This is a genomic window from Actinotalea solisilvae (genome assembly GCF_016464425.1).
Classification (GTDB): Bacteria; Actinomycetota; Actinomycetes; order Actinomycetales; family Cellulomonadaceae; genus Actinotalea; species Actinotalea solisilvae.
Genome location: NZ_JADDKQ010000002.1, coordinates 72,043 through 88,872, shown reverse-complemented (window position 1 = coordinate 88,872; position 16,830 = coordinate 72,043). Strand labels below are relative to the sequence as shown.

General features: G+C 75.4%; 13 protein-coding genes. 10 read left to right on the top strand and 3 right to left on the bottom strand.

From position 1 onward, the window contains the following. Nucleotides 1-22 precede the first annotated feature (22 nt). Nucleotides 23-409, bottom strand: coding sequence for a DUF5655 domain-containing protein (locus tag JIG38_RS02855; protein ID WP_199422045.1), 387 nt, complete (start codon nucleotides 407-409; stop codon nucleotides 23-25). Between the two features lie 56 nt (nucleotides 410-465). On the opposite strand from JIG38_RS02855, the gene dusB reads away from it, so the two are divergent. Genes dusB through JIG38_RS02840 form a run of 3 tightly spaced genes read left to right on the top strand, consistent with a single transcriptional unit; the run spans nucleotide 466 to nucleotide 4,757 of the window. Beyond that, a complete protein-coding gene (gene dusB, locus JIG38_RS02850) occupies nucleotides 466-1,659 on the top strand; it encodes a tRNA dihydrouridine synthase DusB (RefSeq protein WP_199422043.1) in 1,194 nt (397 codons plus the stop codon). A gap of 43 nt (nucleotides 1,660-1,702) precedes the next feature. Next, the gene (locus JIG38_RS02845) at nucleotides 1,703-3,187 is read left to right on the top strand and encodes a PQQ-binding-like beta-propeller repeat protein (protein ID WP_199422041.1); all 1,485 of its coding nucleotides are present in this window, start codon (nucleotides 1,703-1,705) and stop codon (nucleotides 3,185-3,187) included. 37 nt (nucleotides 3,188-3,224) lie between these two features. Next, nucleotides 3,225-4,757 (top strand): outer membrane protein assembly factor BamB family protein, encoded by a 1,533-nt coding sequence (locus tag JIG38_RS02840; protein WP_199422039.1) that lies wholly within the window; start codon nucleotides 3,225-3,227, stop codon nucleotides 4,755-4,757. A gap of 54 nt (nucleotides 4,758-4,811) precedes the next feature. Here JIG38_RS02840 and JIG38_RS02835 read toward each other — a convergent pair whose 3' ends face one another. Continuing rightward, a complete protein-coding gene (locus tag JIG38_RS02835) occupies nucleotides 4,812-6,545 on the bottom strand; it encodes a glycoside hydrolase family 13 protein (protein ID WP_199422037.1) in 1,734 nt (577 codons plus the stop codon). 79 nt (nucleotides 6,546-6,624) lie between these two features. Continuing rightward, nucleotides 6,625-7,686, bottom strand: coding sequence for a LacI family DNA-binding transcriptional regulator (locus tag JIG38_RS02830; protein WP_307844501.1), 1,062 nt, complete (start codon nucleotides 7,684-7,686; stop codon nucleotides 6,625-6,627). A 192-nt stretch (nucleotides 7,687-7,878) separates the two neighbouring features. Here JIG38_RS02830 and JIG38_RS02825 point away from each other — a divergent pair, with 192 nt between their 5' ends. The 7 genes from JIG38_RS02825 (at nucleotide 7,879) to JIG38_RS02795 (ending at nucleotide 16,823) form a co-directional block, all read left to right on the top strand. Continuing rightward, entirely contained in the window at nucleotides 7,879-9,120 is a 1,242-nt protein-coding gene (locus JIG38_RS02825) for a sugar ABC transporter substrate-binding protein (RefSeq protein WP_199422034.1), read from the top strand. 272 nt (nucleotides 9,121-9,392) lie between these two features. Continuing rightward, on the top strand, nucleotides 9,393-11,027 hold the full coding sequence (locus JIG38_RS02820) for an ABC transporter permease subunit (RefSeq protein WP_199422032.1): 1,635 nt from the start codon (nucleotides 9,393-9,395) through the stop codon (nucleotides 11,025-11,027). Between the two features lies 1 nt (nucleotide 11,028). Further along, nucleotides 11,029-11,955: a sugar ABC transporter permease gene (locus tag JIG38_RS02815; RefSeq protein WP_199422030.1), complete on the top strand. Its 927-nt coding sequence runs from the start codon at nucleotides 11,029-11,031 to the stop codon at nucleotides 11,953-11,955. Beyond that, nucleotides 11,952-13,781 (top strand): glycoside hydrolase family 13 protein, encoded by a 1,830-nt coding sequence (locus JIG38_RS02810; RefSeq protein ID WP_199422028.1) that lies wholly within the window; start codon nucleotides 11,952-11,954, stop codon nucleotides 13,779-13,781. Before JIG38_RS02815 ends, JIG38_RS02810 begins: the two co-directional genes overlap by 4 nt. Before the next feature lie 64 nt (nucleotides 13,782-13,845). Next, the gene (locus JIG38_RS02805; RefSeq protein ID WP_199422026.1) at nucleotides 13,846-15,129 is read left to right on the top strand and encodes a deoxyguanosinetriphosphate triphosphohydrolase; all 1,284 of its coding nucleotides are present in this window, start codon (nucleotides 13,846-13,848) and stop codon (nucleotides 15,127-15,129) included. Between the two features lie 30 nt (nucleotides 15,130-15,159). Beyond that, on the top strand, nucleotides 15,160-15,762 hold the full coding sequence (gene pnuC / locus JIG38_RS02800) for a nicotinamide riboside transporter PnuC (RefSeq protein WP_199422024.1): 603 nt from the start codon (nucleotides 15,160-15,162) through the stop codon (nucleotides 15,760-15,762). Beyond that, on the top strand, nucleotides 15,759-16,823 hold the full coding sequence (locus tag JIG38_RS02795; RefSeq protein WP_199422022.1) for an AAA family ATPase: 1,065 nt from the start codon (nucleotides 15,759-15,761) through the stop codon (nucleotides 16,821-16,823). Before pnuC ends, JIG38_RS02795 begins: the two co-directional genes overlap by 4 nt. Nucleotides 16,824-16,830 lie beyond the last annotated feature (7 nt).

The following is a 16,830-nucleotide window of genomic DNA, read 5'->3' as shown; positions in this document are numbered from 1 at the left end:
CGCACCGGTCCGCGCGAGGTGGTCAGGCGCCGAGGTGGTCGCCCTCGCCGACGCGGTAGGCCTCGTGGACCCAGGCCTCGAAGGTCGCGTCGACGTCGTCGGGCGAGCGCAGGAGGTACTGGTGCACGAAGAGCCGCGCCGTGTACGGGGTGACGTTCGTGATGCGGGGGTCGTCGTCCACCGGACGCATGAGGTCGAGGTAGCCGCGCACCCCCCGGCGGGTCGGGCGGGCGCCCGCGAAGCCGCGCCGCCGGCCCTTGAAGGTGATCGTCGTCTTCGAGACCGACACCACGACCGGCCCCTGGGCGTGCACGAGGGCCTCGACCTGCCGGTAGAGCGCGACGTGCTCGGGCGGGGCGCCGGCCAGGTGGTCCTCGACGGTCCACACGTGGTCCACGGGTCGCTCCATGCTCCCGACGGTAGCGCGCGGGGCCCCGCGGGGGGGGGGTGGGGGACAATGGGCGGGTGACCACGACCTCAGCCGGCGCGCCCCCGGCGCCGACCGCCGCGCCGGTGGCCGCCGCACCGCTGACCATCGGCCCGATCACGGTGTCCCCGCCCGTCGTCCTCGCGCCCATGGCGGGCGTCACCAACCGGGCGTTCCGGCGCCTGTGCCGCGAGCACGGCGCGGGCCTCTACGTCGCCGAGATGGTCACGTCGCGTGCCCTCGTCGAGCGCACGCCCGAGTCGCTGCGCATCATCCGCCACGACCCCGACGAGACCCCGCGCTCCGTGCAGGTCTACGGCGTCGACCCGACGACGGTCGGGCTCGCGGTGCGGATGCTGGCCGAGGAGGACCGGGCCGACCACGTCGACCTCAACTTCGGCTGCCCCGTGCCCAAGGTGACGCGCCGGGGCGGCGGCGCCGTCCTGCCGTGGAAGCGGGACCTGTTCGCGTCGATCGTCCGGGCCGCGGTCGACGCGGCCGCGCCGCACGGGGTACCCGTGACGATCAAGATGCGCAAGGGCATCGACGACGACCACCTCACCTACCTCGAGGCGGGCCGCGTCGCCCAGGACGCGGGCGTCGCCGCCGTCGCGCTCCACGCGCGGACCGCGGCGGACTACTACTCGGGCACGGCGGACTGGCCCGCGATCGCGCGCCTCAAGGAGGCGGTCACCGACATCCCGGTGCTCGGCAACGGCGACATCTGGTCGGCCGAGGACGCCCTGGAGATGATGGCGAGCACCGGGTGCGACGGCGTCGTCGTCGGCCGCGGGTGCCAGGGACGGCCGTGGCTCTTCGCCGACCTGGCGGCGGCGATGCGCGGCTCGGACGCGCGCGTCCGGCCGGGGCTGGGGGAGGTGGCCGGCGTGGTCCGGCGGCACGCCGAGCTCATGGTCGAGGAGTTCGGGGACGAGCTCAAGGCGCTCCGCGAGCTCCGCAAGCACATGGCCTGGTACCTCAAGGGCTACGCGGTGGGCGGCGTGCTGCGCGCCGAGCTCGCGCTGGTGGAGACGCTCGAGCACCTCGACGAGCTGCTCGCGCGCCTCGACCTCGACCAGCCCTACCCGGGCGTCGGCGCCGAGGGCCAGCGTGGCCGCGCCGGCTCGCCGAAGCGGCCGCACCTGCCCGAGGGCTGGCTCGACTCGCGCGAGCTGAGCGAGTCCTTCCGTCGCTCGCTCCAGGAGGCGGAGCTGAGCGTCTCCGGCGGCTGACGCCGGCGGTCCGACGCGCGGACCCGCTGGTTAGGGTGGCCGCATGCGCGCGCGCCGCGGCCCGGAGCCGACCGGGGTCGTCGAGGTGGTGCTCGACGACGCGCCTGCGGACCCGGCGTACGGCCCGCGCGACGGGCCGCCCCCGGCGGGGGACGACGCGGACGGGGCGCCGCTCGCCGACGAGGCCCCCGGTCACCGGCGCGGTCGCCGCCGGCTCCGCGCGCTCGGCGGGGTCGCCGCCGCGGCGGCGCTCGCGCTCGTCGTCGGCGCCAACGTCGCGGAGGTGCGGGCGGACCGCGCGCGCGACGCGCGGCTCGCCGGGCAGCCCGGGGTCGTCGCGTCGCTCGCAGAGCCCGTGCAGGAACGGTGGCGCGTCGAGGGCTGGCTCGCGGCCGACCTCGGCCACCACGTCCTCCTCGACACGCCCGACGGCCTCCGCGCGGTGGACCCCGTCACGGGCGCGGTCGCGTGGGGCCTCGACCGGGACGCGCGCGCCGGCTCGGAGTACTGCCGTCCCTCCACGGACGGCGCGGGCTGGGCGGACGGCCCCGGCCTCGAGGCGGACCTGCTGGTCTGCGTGCCCTACTCCGAGACCGCCGGCGCGCGCGACGGCGAGCACGAGCTCCTCGTCCTCGACGCGCGCACCGGCGAGCGTCGCCACGTGCTCGCGGCGTCGGGCGGCCTGCTCGGCGTCGAGTGGACGCCGACCTCGGTCGCGGTGCTCCTCACGACGCCCGAGGGGACCCTGCACGTCGTCGCCTGGGACCCGCGGACCGGCGAGCAGCTGGTCGACACGACGACGCGCGCGCAGGCGTTCTCGGCGACGACGCCCGGCTCCGGTGCGCTCGGCTGGGAGCGCCGCGGCGACGTCGTGCTGATCACGGGTGACGTGGGTGCGGCGGCGGTGGACCTCGTCACGGGCGCCGAGGTGGACCCGCTCGACGCCACCGCGGCCACCTCGGACGCGTGGGAGTCCGCGCTGCCGGACGGGTCCACCGCCGTGTGGACGTGGGACGCCGAGGGTGGCCGCGGGCACGTGGTCGGCGCGGACGGGACCAGGCGGTTCGCGCTCCCCGCGCCGCCGCTCGCGCCCTGGGTCGACGACGGGGCCGTGCCGGAGGTGCTCGTGGTCGCCGATGAGGACGGCCTCGCAGCCCTCGACGTACGCACGGGCGACGTGCGGTGGACCGCCGAGCTCGGCTTCGCCTCGGCGCTCGTGGCGGTCGACGGCGTGCTCGTCCTGGCGCACGGGACCCGGACGCTCGGCGTGGACCTCCGGTCCGGCGCGACGCTCTGGGAAGTGGCCTCGGCGGGCTCCGGCTACCCGGCCGGGGTCACGGACGGCGAGCTCGTGCTGCTGACGGAGACCGGCGAGGACGGGCGCGGGTCGACGCTCGTCGCGCGCACCGTGGCCCACGGGGAGGAGGCCTGGCGCGTCGCCGTGGACGGCCCGGCCTGGGGCCTGACGAGCGTCGGCGGCGGGCGGCTGCTCCTCGCGACCGACACCGCGGTGGTCGGCCTGGGCTGACCCTCGGCACGGCCGGCGCCGGGCGTTACATTCGAGCATGGGTACGCCCCGGTCGGGTCGTGCGGGTGGGGCCGTCGACGTCGAGCTCGTCGACGGCCCGGACGAGGTCGCGCCCGGACGCTTCGGCGGCTGGCTCGTTCCGCCCCCGCCCCGCCCCGCGGCCGGTCGCCGGGGCCGCCGGCGGCACCGGCTCGCGCTCGCGGCGGTCGTCGTCGTGGTCGCGGTCGTCGTGACGGTCGCGACCGTGCGGCAGGCGAGGACGGACGCGCTCCTGGCGGGGCTCGGCGAGGGCGGCGTCGAGCTGCTCCCGCTCGACCACCCGCTGCGCGAGCGCTGGCGCGCGGACGTCGGCGCCGTGGGCGGGGACATGGGCCCGCTCGTCCTCGTGGCGGACGCCGACGGCACGCGCGCGCTCGACGCGCGCTCGGGCGCGGAGCGGTGGGAGCGCGCGCGCCCGGCGGGCACGGACGAGGAGTGCAGCCCGCTCGCCGACCTCACGTGGCGGACGCTGCCCGCCGTGGGGTCGCAGGGACCGGGCACGCCCTCCCGGGCGGTGACCCCCGTGCTGTGCCTCGGCTCCCGCGCCGTCGGGGGCGACGCGGACACCCCCACGGACGACGCCGCCCGCACGACGACGGTCACGAGGCTCGACGGCGGCTCGGGGGAGCCCGGCCCGATGCTCACGGTCGCGGGCGTCGTCGTCGCCTCCCACGTGCACGGCGGCGACCTCGTGCTCGTGACGGCCGCCGACGACGCGTCGCTCCGGCTCACGCGCTGGCACCCCGGCACGGGGGCGGTCCAGTGGCGCCGGGAGGTCCGGCCGGCCGAGGCCGCGGGCCTGCGCTACGTCGGCTGGCAGCAGGGCGTCCTCACGCTGGCCACGCGCGCGGGCACGCTCGCGTTCAACCTCGACAGCGGCCGGGAGATGACCGTCACCGAGCCGCTGCCCGCCCGCGTGGTGGCGGTCGAGCGCCACCTGCTGCCCCGCGGCGGGGTCGAGGTCGTCTGGGGCTTCCACGAGGAGGGCGGGTTCCCGGGCGGGGCCGGCGTCCTCGTCCACCGCGACGACCGCGAGGTGCCGCTCGCCGGACCGCCGCTGCCCGTGGCCGTCGACGACGGCTCGGTCCCGGGCCTGGTGCTCGTCGCCACGTCCCCGACCACCGTCGGGGCGGTCGACGTCGCGACGGGTGCGGTCCGCTGGGAGGCCGACGGCAGCCCGGACGCGCAGGTCACGGCGCGGGTCGGCGGTGTCGCCGTCCTCGTCGACGCGACCGGCGCGACCGCGCTCGACGTGCGCACCGGCGACGTGCTGTGGCACGCCGGGGACGTCGCGGACGAGCCCGGTTCCCTCGGCCTCACGGACGGCGCTCGCGTGCTGCTGCGGCACGCCGGCACCGCCGACGCCGCGGACGCCGGGGACGACGACGCCGACGACCTCGCCGCGCACGACCTGCGCACGGGCGAGGTCGCGTGGACCGCCCGGCTCCCCGCGGGGACCCTCGACGTCAGGGGCACCGCGGGGGGCCGGGTCGTGGCCGTGGGCGACGGCTGGGTCGCCGGCCTGGGCTGACCGGGCGACGGCACCGCACCCGGCGGCCGCGCCCGACGGCGGCTCCCGACCGGGTCAGGCCAGGCGCGCCCAGACGGTGGCCTCGGCGGGGACCTCGAGGCGCCCCGTGCCCGCGGTCGCGGGAGCGACGGACGACGCGACGACCTCCGCGCCCTGCGGGAGCGCGACGGGGTCCGGGCCGAGGTTGGCCACCACGAGCACGTCGCGGTTGGTGAACGCGACCACGTCCGGGCCCGTGAGCGACTCGTCCCACGCGAGGGAGCCCGAGCCGAGCGCGAGCTCGCGTCGGACGGCGAGCGCGGCGCGGTAGGTCTCCACCGTCGACCCCTCGACCCCCTCCTGGACGTCGGCGGCGTAGCGCGCGAACGACGCGGGCTGGGTCAGCCAGGTCGCGCCGGTGGGGGAGAAGCCGTAGCCGGGCGCGCCCGCGGCCCAGGGCAGCGGGACGCGGCAGCCGTCGCGGCCGCGCTCGGTGTGGCCCGAGCGCCACCACGTGGGGTCCTCGCGCTCGGCGTCGTCGAGGGTGGTGTGCTCGGGCAGGCCGAGCTCCTCGCCCTGGTAGAGGTACGCCGAGCCGGGCAGGCCGAGCATGAGCAGCGTCGCCGCACGGGCGCGGCGCAGGCCCAGCTCCTCGTCCGGCTGCGGGTCGCCGACGCCGATGCCGTTGGGCTTGGTGCCGGGGACCTCGAGGCCGAGCCGCGAGGCGTGGCGCACGACGTCGTGGTTGGACAGCACCCACGTCGTCGGCGCCCCCACGGCGTCGCTCGCGCCGAGCGACGCGGTGACGACCTCGCGCAGCGCGGGCGCGTCCCAGAGCGTCGTGAGGAAGGAGAAGTTGAACGCCTGGTGCATCTCGTCCGGGCGCACGTACCGCGCGAGGCGGCTCAGCGGCTCGACCCACGCCTCGGCGACGAGGCACCGGTCGCCGTCGTACTCGGCCAGCACGCGGTGCCAGGCGCGGTAGATGTCGTGCACGCCCTCCTGGTCCCACATCGGCCCGCGGTTGCCGGCACCCGTCGAGCCGTCCTCGGAGCCCGTCTCGCCCTCGTGGGCGCCGTCGATCATCGCGGACGTGCCCGCCCAGTCCGGCAGCCCCGGCGCCTTGACCATGCCGTGGGCGACGTCGACCCGGAAGCCGTCGACGCCCCGGTCGAGCCAGAACCGCAGCACGGACTCGAACTCCGCGTGCACCTCGGGGTTCGTCCAGTCGAGGTCCGGCTGCGTCGTGTCGAACAGGTGCAGGTACCACTGGCCGGGCGTGCCGTCCGGCTCGACGACGCGGGTCCACGCCGGGCCGCCGAAGACGGAGGTCCAGTTGTTCGGCGGCTCGTCGCCACCCGGGCCCCGGCCGTCGCGGAAGAGGTAGCGCCCGCGCTCGGCGCTGCCCGGCGCCGCGGCGAGCGCCGCGCGGAACCACGCGTGCTCGGACGACGTGTGGTTGGGGACGAGGTCGACGATGACGCGGATGCCCCGGGCGTGCGCGTCGGCGAGCATCGCGTCGAAGTCGGCGAGCGTCCCGAACAGCGGGTCGACGTCGCGGTAGTCGGCGACGTCGTAGCCCGCGTCGTGCTGGGGGGAGCGGTAGAAGGGCGACAGCCAGACCGCGTCGACGCCGAGGCGCTCGAGGTGCGGCAGGCGGCTCGTGATGCCCGGCAGGTCGCCGATGCCGTCGCCGGACGCGTCGGCGAACGAGCGCGGGTAGACCTGGTAGATCACGGCGGTGCGCCACCACTCGGCGGCCTGCTCGGACGCCGGGTGGACGAGCGTCGTGGACGTGGACGAGGGCATGACAGTGGTCACAGGTTTCCAGCCTCGGATCGGGTGCTGTTCGGGTGCTGTGGTGCAGGGGAGCTCGGCGCCGGACCGCTCAGCGGACGGTGGCGCTCGCACCCGCGGCGGGCAGGTGGGTGACGGAGGCGGCCACAGGGGCCGGGCCTGTCGAGCCGCGGACGATGAGCTCGGGGTGGAACAGGAGCTCGGTGCGCGGCACGCGCGCCCCCGAGATCTCCGAGAGCAGCGCGCTCACCGCGGCGCTGCCCATCCGGTCGACCGGCTGACGCACGGTGGTCAGCGGGGGATCGGTGAAGGCTATCAAGGGCGAGTCGTCGAAGCCGACGACCGAGACGTCCTCGGGCACGCGCAGGCCGCGCGACCGGGCCGCGCGGATCGCGCCGAGCGCCATGAGGTCCGAGCCGCACACGACGGCCGTGTGGCCGCTGTCGATGAGCTCGCCGCCGGCCGCCTGGCCGCCCTCGACGGTGAACAGCGTGCTGACGACGTGGGACGACGCGTCGTCGGCAGGGTCCCGGCGGCGCAGCGCCCCCACGAACGCGGCCACCTTGCGCTGCGCGGGGGTGTACCGGTCCGGGCCGATGGCCAGACCGATGCGTGTGTGGCCCAGCGACGTGAGGTGGCGCAGCGACAGCTCGACCGCGACCGTGTCGTCCGTGGACACCGTCGGGGCGTCGACGCCCTCGGCGTAGCCGTTGACGAGGACGATGGGCAGGCCGCGGCTGCGCAGGCGGTGGTAGCGCTCGCGGCTCGCTGCCGTGTCGGCGTGCCGGCCCGAGACGAAGACGATGCCGTCGACGCCGTGCTCGAGCAGCATCTCGACGTACTCGTCCTCCGTGGTGCCGCCGGGGGACTGCGTGCACAGGAGCGGGGTGTAGCCGCGGTCCGACAGCGTGGTCTCGATGGACTGCGCGAGCGCGGGGAACACGGGGTTGTCGAGCTCGGGGACGATGAGCCCCACGAGCCCCTCGGAACGCGTGCGCAGCTTCTCGGGGCGGTCGTAGCCGAGCACGTCGAGGGCCGCGAGCACGGCCTTGCGCGTCTCGGACGCGACGCCCGCCTTCCCGTTGAGCACCCGCGAGACCGTCGCGGTGCTGACGCCCGCCTGGTCGGCGAGGTCCTTCAGACGGGTGCGCACGTGCGGAAGCGTAGAGGACACCGGTCACCTCCTCGTGGCGTGTCGTCACGCCTTGCACCGAGTTGCGCGAAAGCGTTGCCTGAAAGTTACCGCAACGAGTTGCAAGAGCGCGAGTCCCGGGGTTAACGTCCCGGCATCAGGGCTGCGAAGGACCCCCGAGCGGCCGGTGACACGACCTGTCTGGAGACCACGATGCGACGGAGCATCCCCCTTGTCGCGGCTGCCCTCGGCGCCGCGCTCACCCTCACCGCCTGCGGCGGCGGCGCCGAGCCCGAGGCCGAGAGCAGCGAGCCGGCCGCCCAGGAGACCGAGGCCGCAGGCGAGGGCGGCCTGACGATCTGGGTCGACGAGACCCGCCAGGCCGCCGTCGAGGCCGCCGCCGCCGACTTCGAGGAGGAGACCGGCACGTCCGTCGAGCTCGTCCTCAAGAACTACGAGGACATCCGCACCGACTTCCTCACCCAGGTGCCGAGCGGCGAGGGCCCCGACATCACCGTCGGCGCGCACGACTGGCTGGGCGAGCTCACGACGAACGGCGTCGTGGCGCCGATCGAGCTCGGCGACAAGGCCTCCGAGTTCGAGGAGGTCGCGGTCCAGGCGTTCACGTACGACGGCCAGGTCTACGGCCTGCCCTACGCGATCGAGAACATCGCCATCATCCGCAACACCGCGCTCGCCGACTCCACGCCGGCGACGTGGGACGAGATGATCGCGAAGGGCCGGACGGCGGGCACGACGTACCCGTTCCTCGTCCAGGTCGGCGAGACCGGCGACGGCTACACGCTCTACCCGTTCCAGACGTCGTTCGGCGCCCCCGTCTTCACGCAGGCGGAGGACGGCTCGTACACCTCCGAGCTCGCGCTCGGCGGCACGAACGGGCAGGCCTTCGCGTCGTGGCTCAAGGCCCAGGCGGACGCGGGCGTCCTCTCCACCTCGATGACGTACGACATCGCGGTCGAGGCGTTCAAGAACGGCGAGTCGCCCTACATCCTCGGCGGCCCGTGGATGCTCGGCACCTTCGAGGGCATGGACCTCGCGATCGACCCCGTCCCGTCGGCGGGCGGCCAGCCCGCGCAGCCGTTCACGGGCGTCCAGGGCTTCTTCATCAACGCCCAGAGCGAGAACCAGCTCCTCGCGAACGACTTCCTCACGACCTACATGGCCACCGAGGAGGCGCAGATCGCGCTCTACGAGGCGGGCGACCGCACCCCGGCCCTGACGGCCGCGGCCGACACCGTGTCCTCCGACCCGATCGCCGCGGGCTTCCGTGCCGCGGCGGAGAACGCCGTCCCGATGCCGTCCATCCCCGAGATGGGCTCGGTGTGGTCCTTCTGGGGCACGACCGAGGCCGGCATCATCTCCGGCGCCATCGAGCCGGTCTCCGGGTGGGACAAGATGGTGGCGGACATCCAGGCCGCCATCGACGCCGCCTGACGCTCGTCGACGACCGGCGTCCGGCCCGGGGGCACACCCTCGGGCCGGACGCCGGCCCCCCCCCGGCCGGACCCGCGCCCCCCGGGTCCCCCGCCCCCGGCCCGCCGCCCGGCCCCCCCCCGGCCCCGCCCCGGGCGCCCCCCCCCCCGCCCCCCCCCCGGCCACGCCCGGTCCTGACCGGAGCCGCCCGGGTCCCCCGACCCGGGCCCCCCGGCCGACGGCCGGCGCACCCCCGGCCGCGACGACGCGGCCCACCCCGCTCGGAGGACTCGATGAGCTCGCCCCAGGTCCCGCAGGTCGTCACCCCGGCGGGCGCTCCGCCCGGCCCGGGCGACGACGGCATCGCCCCCGCCCGCCGGCCCGCCTCGATCGCGCGGACCTTCACGCGCGGCTTCCTCGCCAAGCTGCTGCTGCTCGCCGTCGTCGACGCGCTCGGCGTCTACGTCGTCATGGCGGCGTGGGCCCAGGAGTCCTGGGGCATCCTCTGGTCGATGGTCGCCCTGCTCGTGGTGGCCAACTGGGTCTACTTCACGCGGCGCGCGGTGCCGCTCAAGTACATCCTCCCGGGCGTCGCCTTCCTGCTCGTCTACCAGGTCTTCGTCGTCGGCTACACGGGGTACGTCGCGTTCACCAACTACGGCGACGGGCACAACTCGACCAAGGCCGACGCCATCGAGGCGCTCCTCGCCCAGAACGAGCGCCGCGTCGAGGGCACCGACGCCTACCCGCTCGTCGTCGTCGAGGACGCCGCCGGGCTCGGGTTCGCGCTGGTCAACGACGGCGAGGTGCGCGTCGGCTCGGCCGAGCAGCCCCTGCAGGACGCGCCCGACGCCGTCGTCGACGGCGACGTCATCACCGAGGTGCCGGGCTGGACCGTCCTCCCGCGCGACCAGGTGCTCCAGCGCCAGGAGGAGGTCGTCGACCTCCGCGTGCCCGTGTCCGACGACGCCGAGGACGGCTCGATCCGCACGCAGGACGCGCGCAACGGCTACGTCTACCGCTCCTCGTTCACCTATGACGAGGAGGCCGACCGCCTCGTCGACGCCTCCAACGGGATCGAGTACGCGCCCAACGCCGAGGGGCAGTTCGAGGCGCCGGACGGGCGCACGCTGCCCGTGGGCTGGCGCGTGACGGTCGGGTTCGACAACTTCGTCACCGCGTTCGGCGACGCGCGCTACTCGACGCCGTTCTTCAAGGTCCTCGCGTGGACGGTCGTCTTCGCGATCCTCTCGGTCGCGCTGACGTTCTTCGTGGGGCTGTTCTTCGCCGTCGTGCTCAACGACGACCGGATCCGGTTCCGCCGCGTGCTGCGCGCGCTGCTCATCCTCCCGTACGCCTTCCCGGCGTTCATGTCGTACCTCCTGTGGCGCGGCATGCTCAACAAGGACTTCGGCGTCATCAACACGGTGCTGCTCGGCGGCGCGGACATCGCGTGGCTGAGCGACCCCTGGCTGGCCAAGGTCGCGGTGCTCGTCGTCCAGGTCTGGGTCGGCTTCCCCTACATGTTCCTCATCTGCACCGGGGCGCTGCAGTCGATCCCCGGCGACCTCGTCGAGGCCGCCAAGATCGACGGCGCCGGCCGGCTGCGCATGTGGCGCTCGATCACGCTGCCCCTCGTGCTGGTCGCGACCGCGCCGCTGCTCATCTCGTCGTTCGCCTTCAACTTCAACAACTTCAACATCATCGAGATGATCACCGAGGGCAACCCGCGCTTCGGCGACGCGTCCGTCCCCGTCGGCGCGACCGACATCCTCATCACGATGGTCTACTCGGTCTCCGGCCTGGACGGCGGCGCGGCCAAGAACTACGGCCTCGCGAGCGCCCTGTCGATCGTCATCTTCCTCATCGTCGCGACGATCTCGGTGATCTCCTTCCGCAGGACCCGCACGCTCGAGGAGCTGAGCTGAGATGGCCGTCGACACCGCGCACCCCACCCGGCCCGCCGGCCCGTCCCGCCGTGGCCGACGCGCCGACGCGCTGCCCCGGATGAGCCGGGGCCGCTGGTGGAGCGAGCTCGGCTGGCGCTACGTCGTCGCGGCGTTCGCCGTCGTGTACGCGGGTGCCCCGATCCTCTACGTGATCTCGACCTCGGTCTCCGCGGGCGGGACGCTCACCGGCTCCAACCGCCTCTTCGGGACCGTCTCGGGCGAGAACTTCGCCGCGCTCAACGAGACGCGGTTCTGGTCCTGGGTCGCCAACACGATGATCATCGCGTCGGTCACGGCGATCGGCACCGTGCTCATGGGAGCGGCCGCCGCCTACGCGTTCTCCCGGTTCCGGTTCACCGGGCGCCGGGTGGGGCTCACGTCGCTGCTGGTCATCCAGATGTTCCCGCAGCTGCTCGCCTTCGTCGCCGTCTTCCTGCTCCTCCTCAGCCTCGGCGAGGTCGTGCCCGCGCTCGGCCTCAACTCGCGGCTCGCGCTGATCATGGTCTACCTCGGCGGCGCGCTCGGCGTGAACACGTTCCTCATGTACGGCTTCTTCAACACCGTGCCCAAGGAGCTCGACGAGGCGGCGAAGATCGACGGCGCCACGCACGCCCAGATCTACTGGACGATCATCCTGCGCCTCGTCGCGCCGATCCTCGCGGTCGTGGCGCTGCTGTCGTTCATCAGCTCGTTCTCCGACTTCCTGCTGGCCAAGCTGATCCTGCAGTCCGAGGAGAACTGGACGCTCGCCGTCGGCCTCTACCAGTGGGTGTCGGACCGGCTCTCGGCCAACTGGGGGCTGTTCGCCGCCGGCTCGGTCATCAGCGCCATCCCGGTCGTGCTCCTGTTCATCTTCCTGCAGCGGTACATCGTGGGCGGGCTGACGGCGGGGTCCGTCAAGGGATGACGGACGCGCTCCCGCTCGAGCCCCACCACGACGGCAGCGCGCTCTTCGTCCCGCCCGGCACGCCCGCGCTCGGGGACGTCGTCCCCGTGCGCGTGCGCGTGCCGGCGGGCTCGTCGGCACGCGCCGTGCACCTCCGGTCCGTGCGCGACGGCGAGCCGCACGTCGTCCCGGCGCGTCTCGACCGCACCACCGACGACGGGGAGCGTTGGTACGTCGCCGAGCTCGACGTGCACAACCCGGTGACGTCCTACCGGTTCCTGCTGGACGAGCCGGGCGGCTACCGCTGGCTCACCCAGCGCGGGCTGCACGCGCGCGACGTCCCGGACGCGACCGACTTCCGGGTGACCGTGCACGCCCCCGCGCCGGACTGGGCGCGCGACGCCGTCGTCTACCAGGTCTTCCCGGACCGGTTCGCGCGGTCGCGCGACCGCGACGGCCGCTCCGACCTCCGGACGCCGGAGTGGGCGACCCCCGCGAGCTGGGGCGACGAGCCCGCCGCGACGGGCGTCGCGACGTCGCGCCAGCTCTACGGTGGCGACCTGCGGGGGATCGAGGAGCGGCTCGACCACCTCGAGCGGCTGGGCGTCGACGTCCTCTACCTCACGCCGGTCTTCCCGGCCCGGTCGGTGCACCGGTACGACGCCTCGACGTTCGACCACGTGGACCCCCTGCTGGGCGGCGACGAGGCGCTCACGTCCCTGTCCCGCGCGGTCCACGCGCGCGGGATGCGGATCATGGGCGACCTCACGACGAACCACACCGGGGCCGGGCACGAGTGGTTCGTCCGCGCGCGCGCCGACCGCGCGGCGCCCGAGGCGTCCTTCTACCACTGGACCGACGACGGCTACGTCGGCTGGCTCGGCCACCCCAGCCTGCCCAAGCTCGACCACCGCTCGCCCGAGCTCGCCGACCGGCTCGTGCGCGGGCCGGGGTCGGTGGTCGCGCGCTGGCTGCGCGAGCCCTTCGCGCTCGACGGGTGGCGCATCGACGTCGCGAACATGACCGGCCGGTACCGCGACCTCGACCTCACCCACGAGGTCGCGCGCACCGTCCGCGCGACCATGCTCGCCGAGCGCCCCGACGCGCTGCTGGTCGGCGAGCACTTCCACGACGCCTCGGGGGACCTCGACGCCGGCACCTGGCACGCGAACATGAACTACACCGGCTTCACGCGGCCGCTCTGGGGCTGGCTGACCCCGCCCGGCTCGACGGCGCCGGTGCTCGGCCTGCCGGTCGCGCGGCCCCGCCGCGACGGCCACGCCATGGTCGCGTCGATGCGGGACTTCGACGCCCTCGTGCCGTGGCAGGTCACGGCGCACCAGTGGAACCTCCTCGGCTCGCACGACACGCCCCGCATCCGCACGCTGCTCGGCGACCCCGCGATGGTCGAGGTCGCCCTCGGCCTGCTGCTGACGTACCCGGGCACGCCGCTGCTGTTCGCGGGCGACGAGGTGGGCGCGACGGGTGACACCGGCGAGCACGGGCGCGTCACCATGCCCTGGGACGACGCCGGCCGGTGGGACTCCGCGACGTTCGAGACGTACCGCCGCCTGCTGGCGGTCCGCCGGGGCACGGCGGCGCTCCGGCGCGGCGGGCTGCGCTGGCTCGCGGTCGAGGACGACGCGGTCGTCCTCCTGCGCGAGACGCCGGACGAGCGCGTGCTCGTCGCCGTCGCGCGCGGACCGTGGGCCGGCGTCGTGCTGCCGCGGTCGCTCGCTCCCGCCGGGGACGTCGCGACGCTGCACGGACCCGACCTCACGGTCGCGCGCGACCGGCTCGCGGTGCCGGGCGACGGCCCCGCCGTCGGCGTGTGGCGGCTCGCCTGACGCGGTCGTCCCCACGTGACGACGCGGCCGGGTGACGGAACGCCCCGCTGACTAGGGTGGGCGCGTGACCGATCTCGCCGACCCCGCCCCCGTGGGCCGGTACGGGGACGAGGACCGCCGGCGCTGGCTCGACGAGGCCCCGAAGTCGCTGCAGCGCACGCCGTTCGAGCGCGACCGCGCGCGCATCCTGCACTCGTCGGCGCTCCGGCGGCTGGGCGCCAAGACCCAGGTGCTCGGCCCGGCGACGGACGACTTCGTGCGCACCCGGCTCACGCACACGCTCGAGGTCGCCCAGGTCGGCCGGGAGCTCGGCAAGGCCCTCGGCTGCGACCCGGACGTCGTCGACGCCGCGTGCCTCGCTCACGACCTCGGCCACCCGCCGTTCGGGCACAACGGGGAGCGCGCGCTCGCGGACCTCGCCGCGCCGATCGGCGGCTTCGAGGGCAACGCGCAGACCCTGCGCCTGCTCACGCGGCTCGAGCCCAAGGTGACCGACCCGGCCTCGGGCCGCGCGGTCGGCCTCAACCTCACGCGCGCGAGCCTCGACGCCGCGACCAAGTACCCGTGGTCCGCCGCCGACGCCCCCCTGCGGCCCGACGGCACGCCGTCCGCCAAGTTCGGCGTCTACGCGGACGACGCCGAGGTCTTCGTGTGGGTGCGCCAGGGTGCGCCGGACCGCGTCCGCTGCCTCGAGGCGCAGGTCATGGACCTCGCCGACGACATCTCCTACTCGGTGCACGACGTCGAGGACGCCGTCGTCGGCGGGCGGCTCGAGCTCGAGGTGCTCGAGGTCGCCGAGGTGCGGGTGCGCGTCGCCGCCCAGGTGCGCGCCTGGTACGGCGACGCCGTGCCCGACGCCGCGCTCGACGAGGCCATGGACCGGCTCCCCGCCCTGACGACGTGGGTCCGCGGCTACGACGGCTCGCGGCGCGCCCTCGCGGCGCTCAAGGACATGACGAGCCAGCTCATCGGCCGGTTCTGCGGCGCCGCGATCGACGCGACGCGCGAGGTCTACGGCCCGGGCCCGCTGACGCGCTACGACGCCGAGCTCGTCGTGCCCACGCCCACCCTCGCCGAGATCCTGCTGCTCAAGGGCCTCGCGGTGACGTTCGTCATGGCCCCGCGCGAGCAGGAGCCGCTGTACCGGCGCCAGCGCGAGATCCTCGCCGACCTCGTCGAGGTGCTCGGCGACCGCGCGCCCGTCGCGCTCGAGCCGCCGTTCGCGGCCGACTGGGCGCACGCCCACGACGACGCCGCCCGCCTGCGCGTGGTCGTCGACCAGGTCGCCTCGCTCACGGACGTCAGCGCGGCCGACTGGCACGCGCGCCTGGTGAGCCCGCGCCGCTGACGCGCGCGTGCCGCCCTAGGGTGTCCCGACGTGGACGTCCTCGAGGTGGTCGGCTTCGTCACGGGAGCGCTGTGCGTGTGGCTCGCGGCGCGCGAGAACATCGCGACCTTCCCGATCGGCATCGCGAACAACGTCGTGTTCGCCGTGCTGTTCGTCGGCAGCGGGCTGTACGCGGGCGCCGCGCTCCAGGCGGTCTACCTGGTGCTCGGCGTCCTCGGGTGGTGGTGGTGGGCGCGCGGCGGCGCCGACCGCGGCCGGCTCGAGGTCCGGACCGCGCCGCGCTGGGCGTGGCCCGCGGCCGTCGCGGCGACCGCGGCGGGGACGGCCGTCCTCACCCTCGTGCTCGGCAGCTGGACCGACTCGACGGTGCCGTTCTGGGACGGCCTGACGACGGCGCTCAGCCTCGTCGCCCAGCTCATGCTCAACCGCAAGTGGCTGGGCAGCTGGTACGTCTGGATCGTCACCGACGTCGTCCTCGTGGGGCTCTACGTGAGCCTCGGCCTGCACCTCACCGCCGTGCTCTACGCGCTCTTCGTCGGCCTGTGCGTGCACGGGCTGCGCACGTGGCGCCGCGCCGCCGCCCGGGCCGCCGCGCCCTCGCCCGCCGCGGTGGCCGTGGGGGAGCCGGCGTGACGGGGCGCCACCGCCACGGCCTCGTCATCGGGAAGTTCTACCCCGTCCACGCGGGTCACCTCGCGCTCGTGCGGACCGCGCTCGCGCGCTGCGAGCGGGTCACCGTCCAGGTGCTCGGCTCGACGGCCGAGTCGCTGCCGGTCGCGACGCGCGCGGCCTGGCTGCGCGCCGAGCTCCCGGGCGCACGCGTCGTCACCGCGGTCGACGACACGCCCGTCGACTACGCCGACCCCGTCGCGTGGGACGCGCACGTGGCGCTCATGCGCGGCCTGCTGGACGCACCCGTCGACGCGGTCCTCACCTCCGACGGCTACGGCGCCGAGCTCGCGCGCCGCCTCGACGCCGCGTGGGTCCAGGTCGACCCGGGCCGCGTCGCCGTGCCCGTCTCGGGCAGCGCGGTCCGCGCCGACCCGGGCCGGTACTGGTGGGCGCTCCCGGCGGAGGTCCGCGCGTGGTTCGCCCGGCGCGTCGTCGTGCTGGGCGCCGAGTCGACGGGCACGACGACGCTCGCGGCGGCCCTCGCGCGGCACCACGGGCTCGAGCCCGTCCTCGAGTTCGGCCGAGAGTGGAGCGCCGAGCGCCCGGGCGGTCTCACCGCGCCGTGGCACACGGCCGAGTTCGACCTCATCGCGCGCGAGCAGGCCCGCCGCGAGGACGACGCCGCCCGCACCACGCCCGTGCCGCTCGTGGTGTGCGACACCGACGTGCTCGCCACGACGCTGTGGCACGAGCGGTACACGGGCTCGCGCTCGCCGTCGGTCGAGCGGCTCGCGGCGGGGCGGGTGCCGGACCTGTACCTCCTCACGGGCGACGAGATCCCCTTCGTGCAGGACGGGATGCGCGACGGCGAGCACGTCCGGCACGCCATGCAGGACCGGTTCCGGGAGGTGCTCGCCGCCCAGGCCGCCGCGGGCGGGGCGCCGTGGCACGAGCTGCGGGGCGCCCCCGACGAGCGGCTGCGCGGGGCCGTGGACCTCGTGGCGCCGCTGCTCGCGACGCCCCGACCCCTCGCCGAGCCGATGCCGCAACGCGGCCGGGAGGTGTACGGGGACGTGCGGTGACGCGTGC

Bases quoted from the DNA above. Each gene is read 5' to 3' on its own strand.
- JIG38_RS02855 (WP_199422045.1), bottom strand. From the start codon at position 409: ATGGAGCGACCCGTGGACCACGTGTGGACCGTCGAGGACCACCTGGCC.
- JIG38_RS02845 (WP_199422041.1), top strand. From the start codon at position 1,703: ATGCGCGCGCGCCGCGGCCCGGAGCCGACCGGGGTCGTCGAGGTGGTG.
- JIG38_RS02840 (WP_199422039.1), top strand. From the start codon at position 3,225: ATGGGTACGCCCCGGTCGGGTCGTGCGGGTGGGGCCGTCGACGTCGAG.
- JIG38_RS02835 (WP_199422037.1), bottom strand. From the start codon at position 6,545: ATGCCCTCGTCCACGTCCACGACGCTCGTCCACCCGGCGTCCGAGCAG.
- JIG38_RS02825 (WP_199422034.1), top strand. From the start codon at position 7,879: ATGCGACGGAGCATCCCCCTTGTCGCGGCTGCCCTCGGCGCCGCGCTC.
- JIG38_RS02820 (WP_199422032.1), top strand. From the start codon at position 9,393: ATGAGCTCGCCCCAGGTCCCGCAGGTCGTCACCCCGGCGGGCGCTCCG.
- JIG38_RS02815 (WP_199422030.1), top strand. From the start codon at position 11,029: ATGGCCGTCGACACCGCGCACCCCACCCGGCCCGCCGGCCCGTCCCGC.
- JIG38_RS02810 (WP_199422028.1), top strand. From the start codon at position 11,952: ATGACGGACGCGCTCCCGCTCGAGCCCCACCACGACGGCAGCGCGCTC.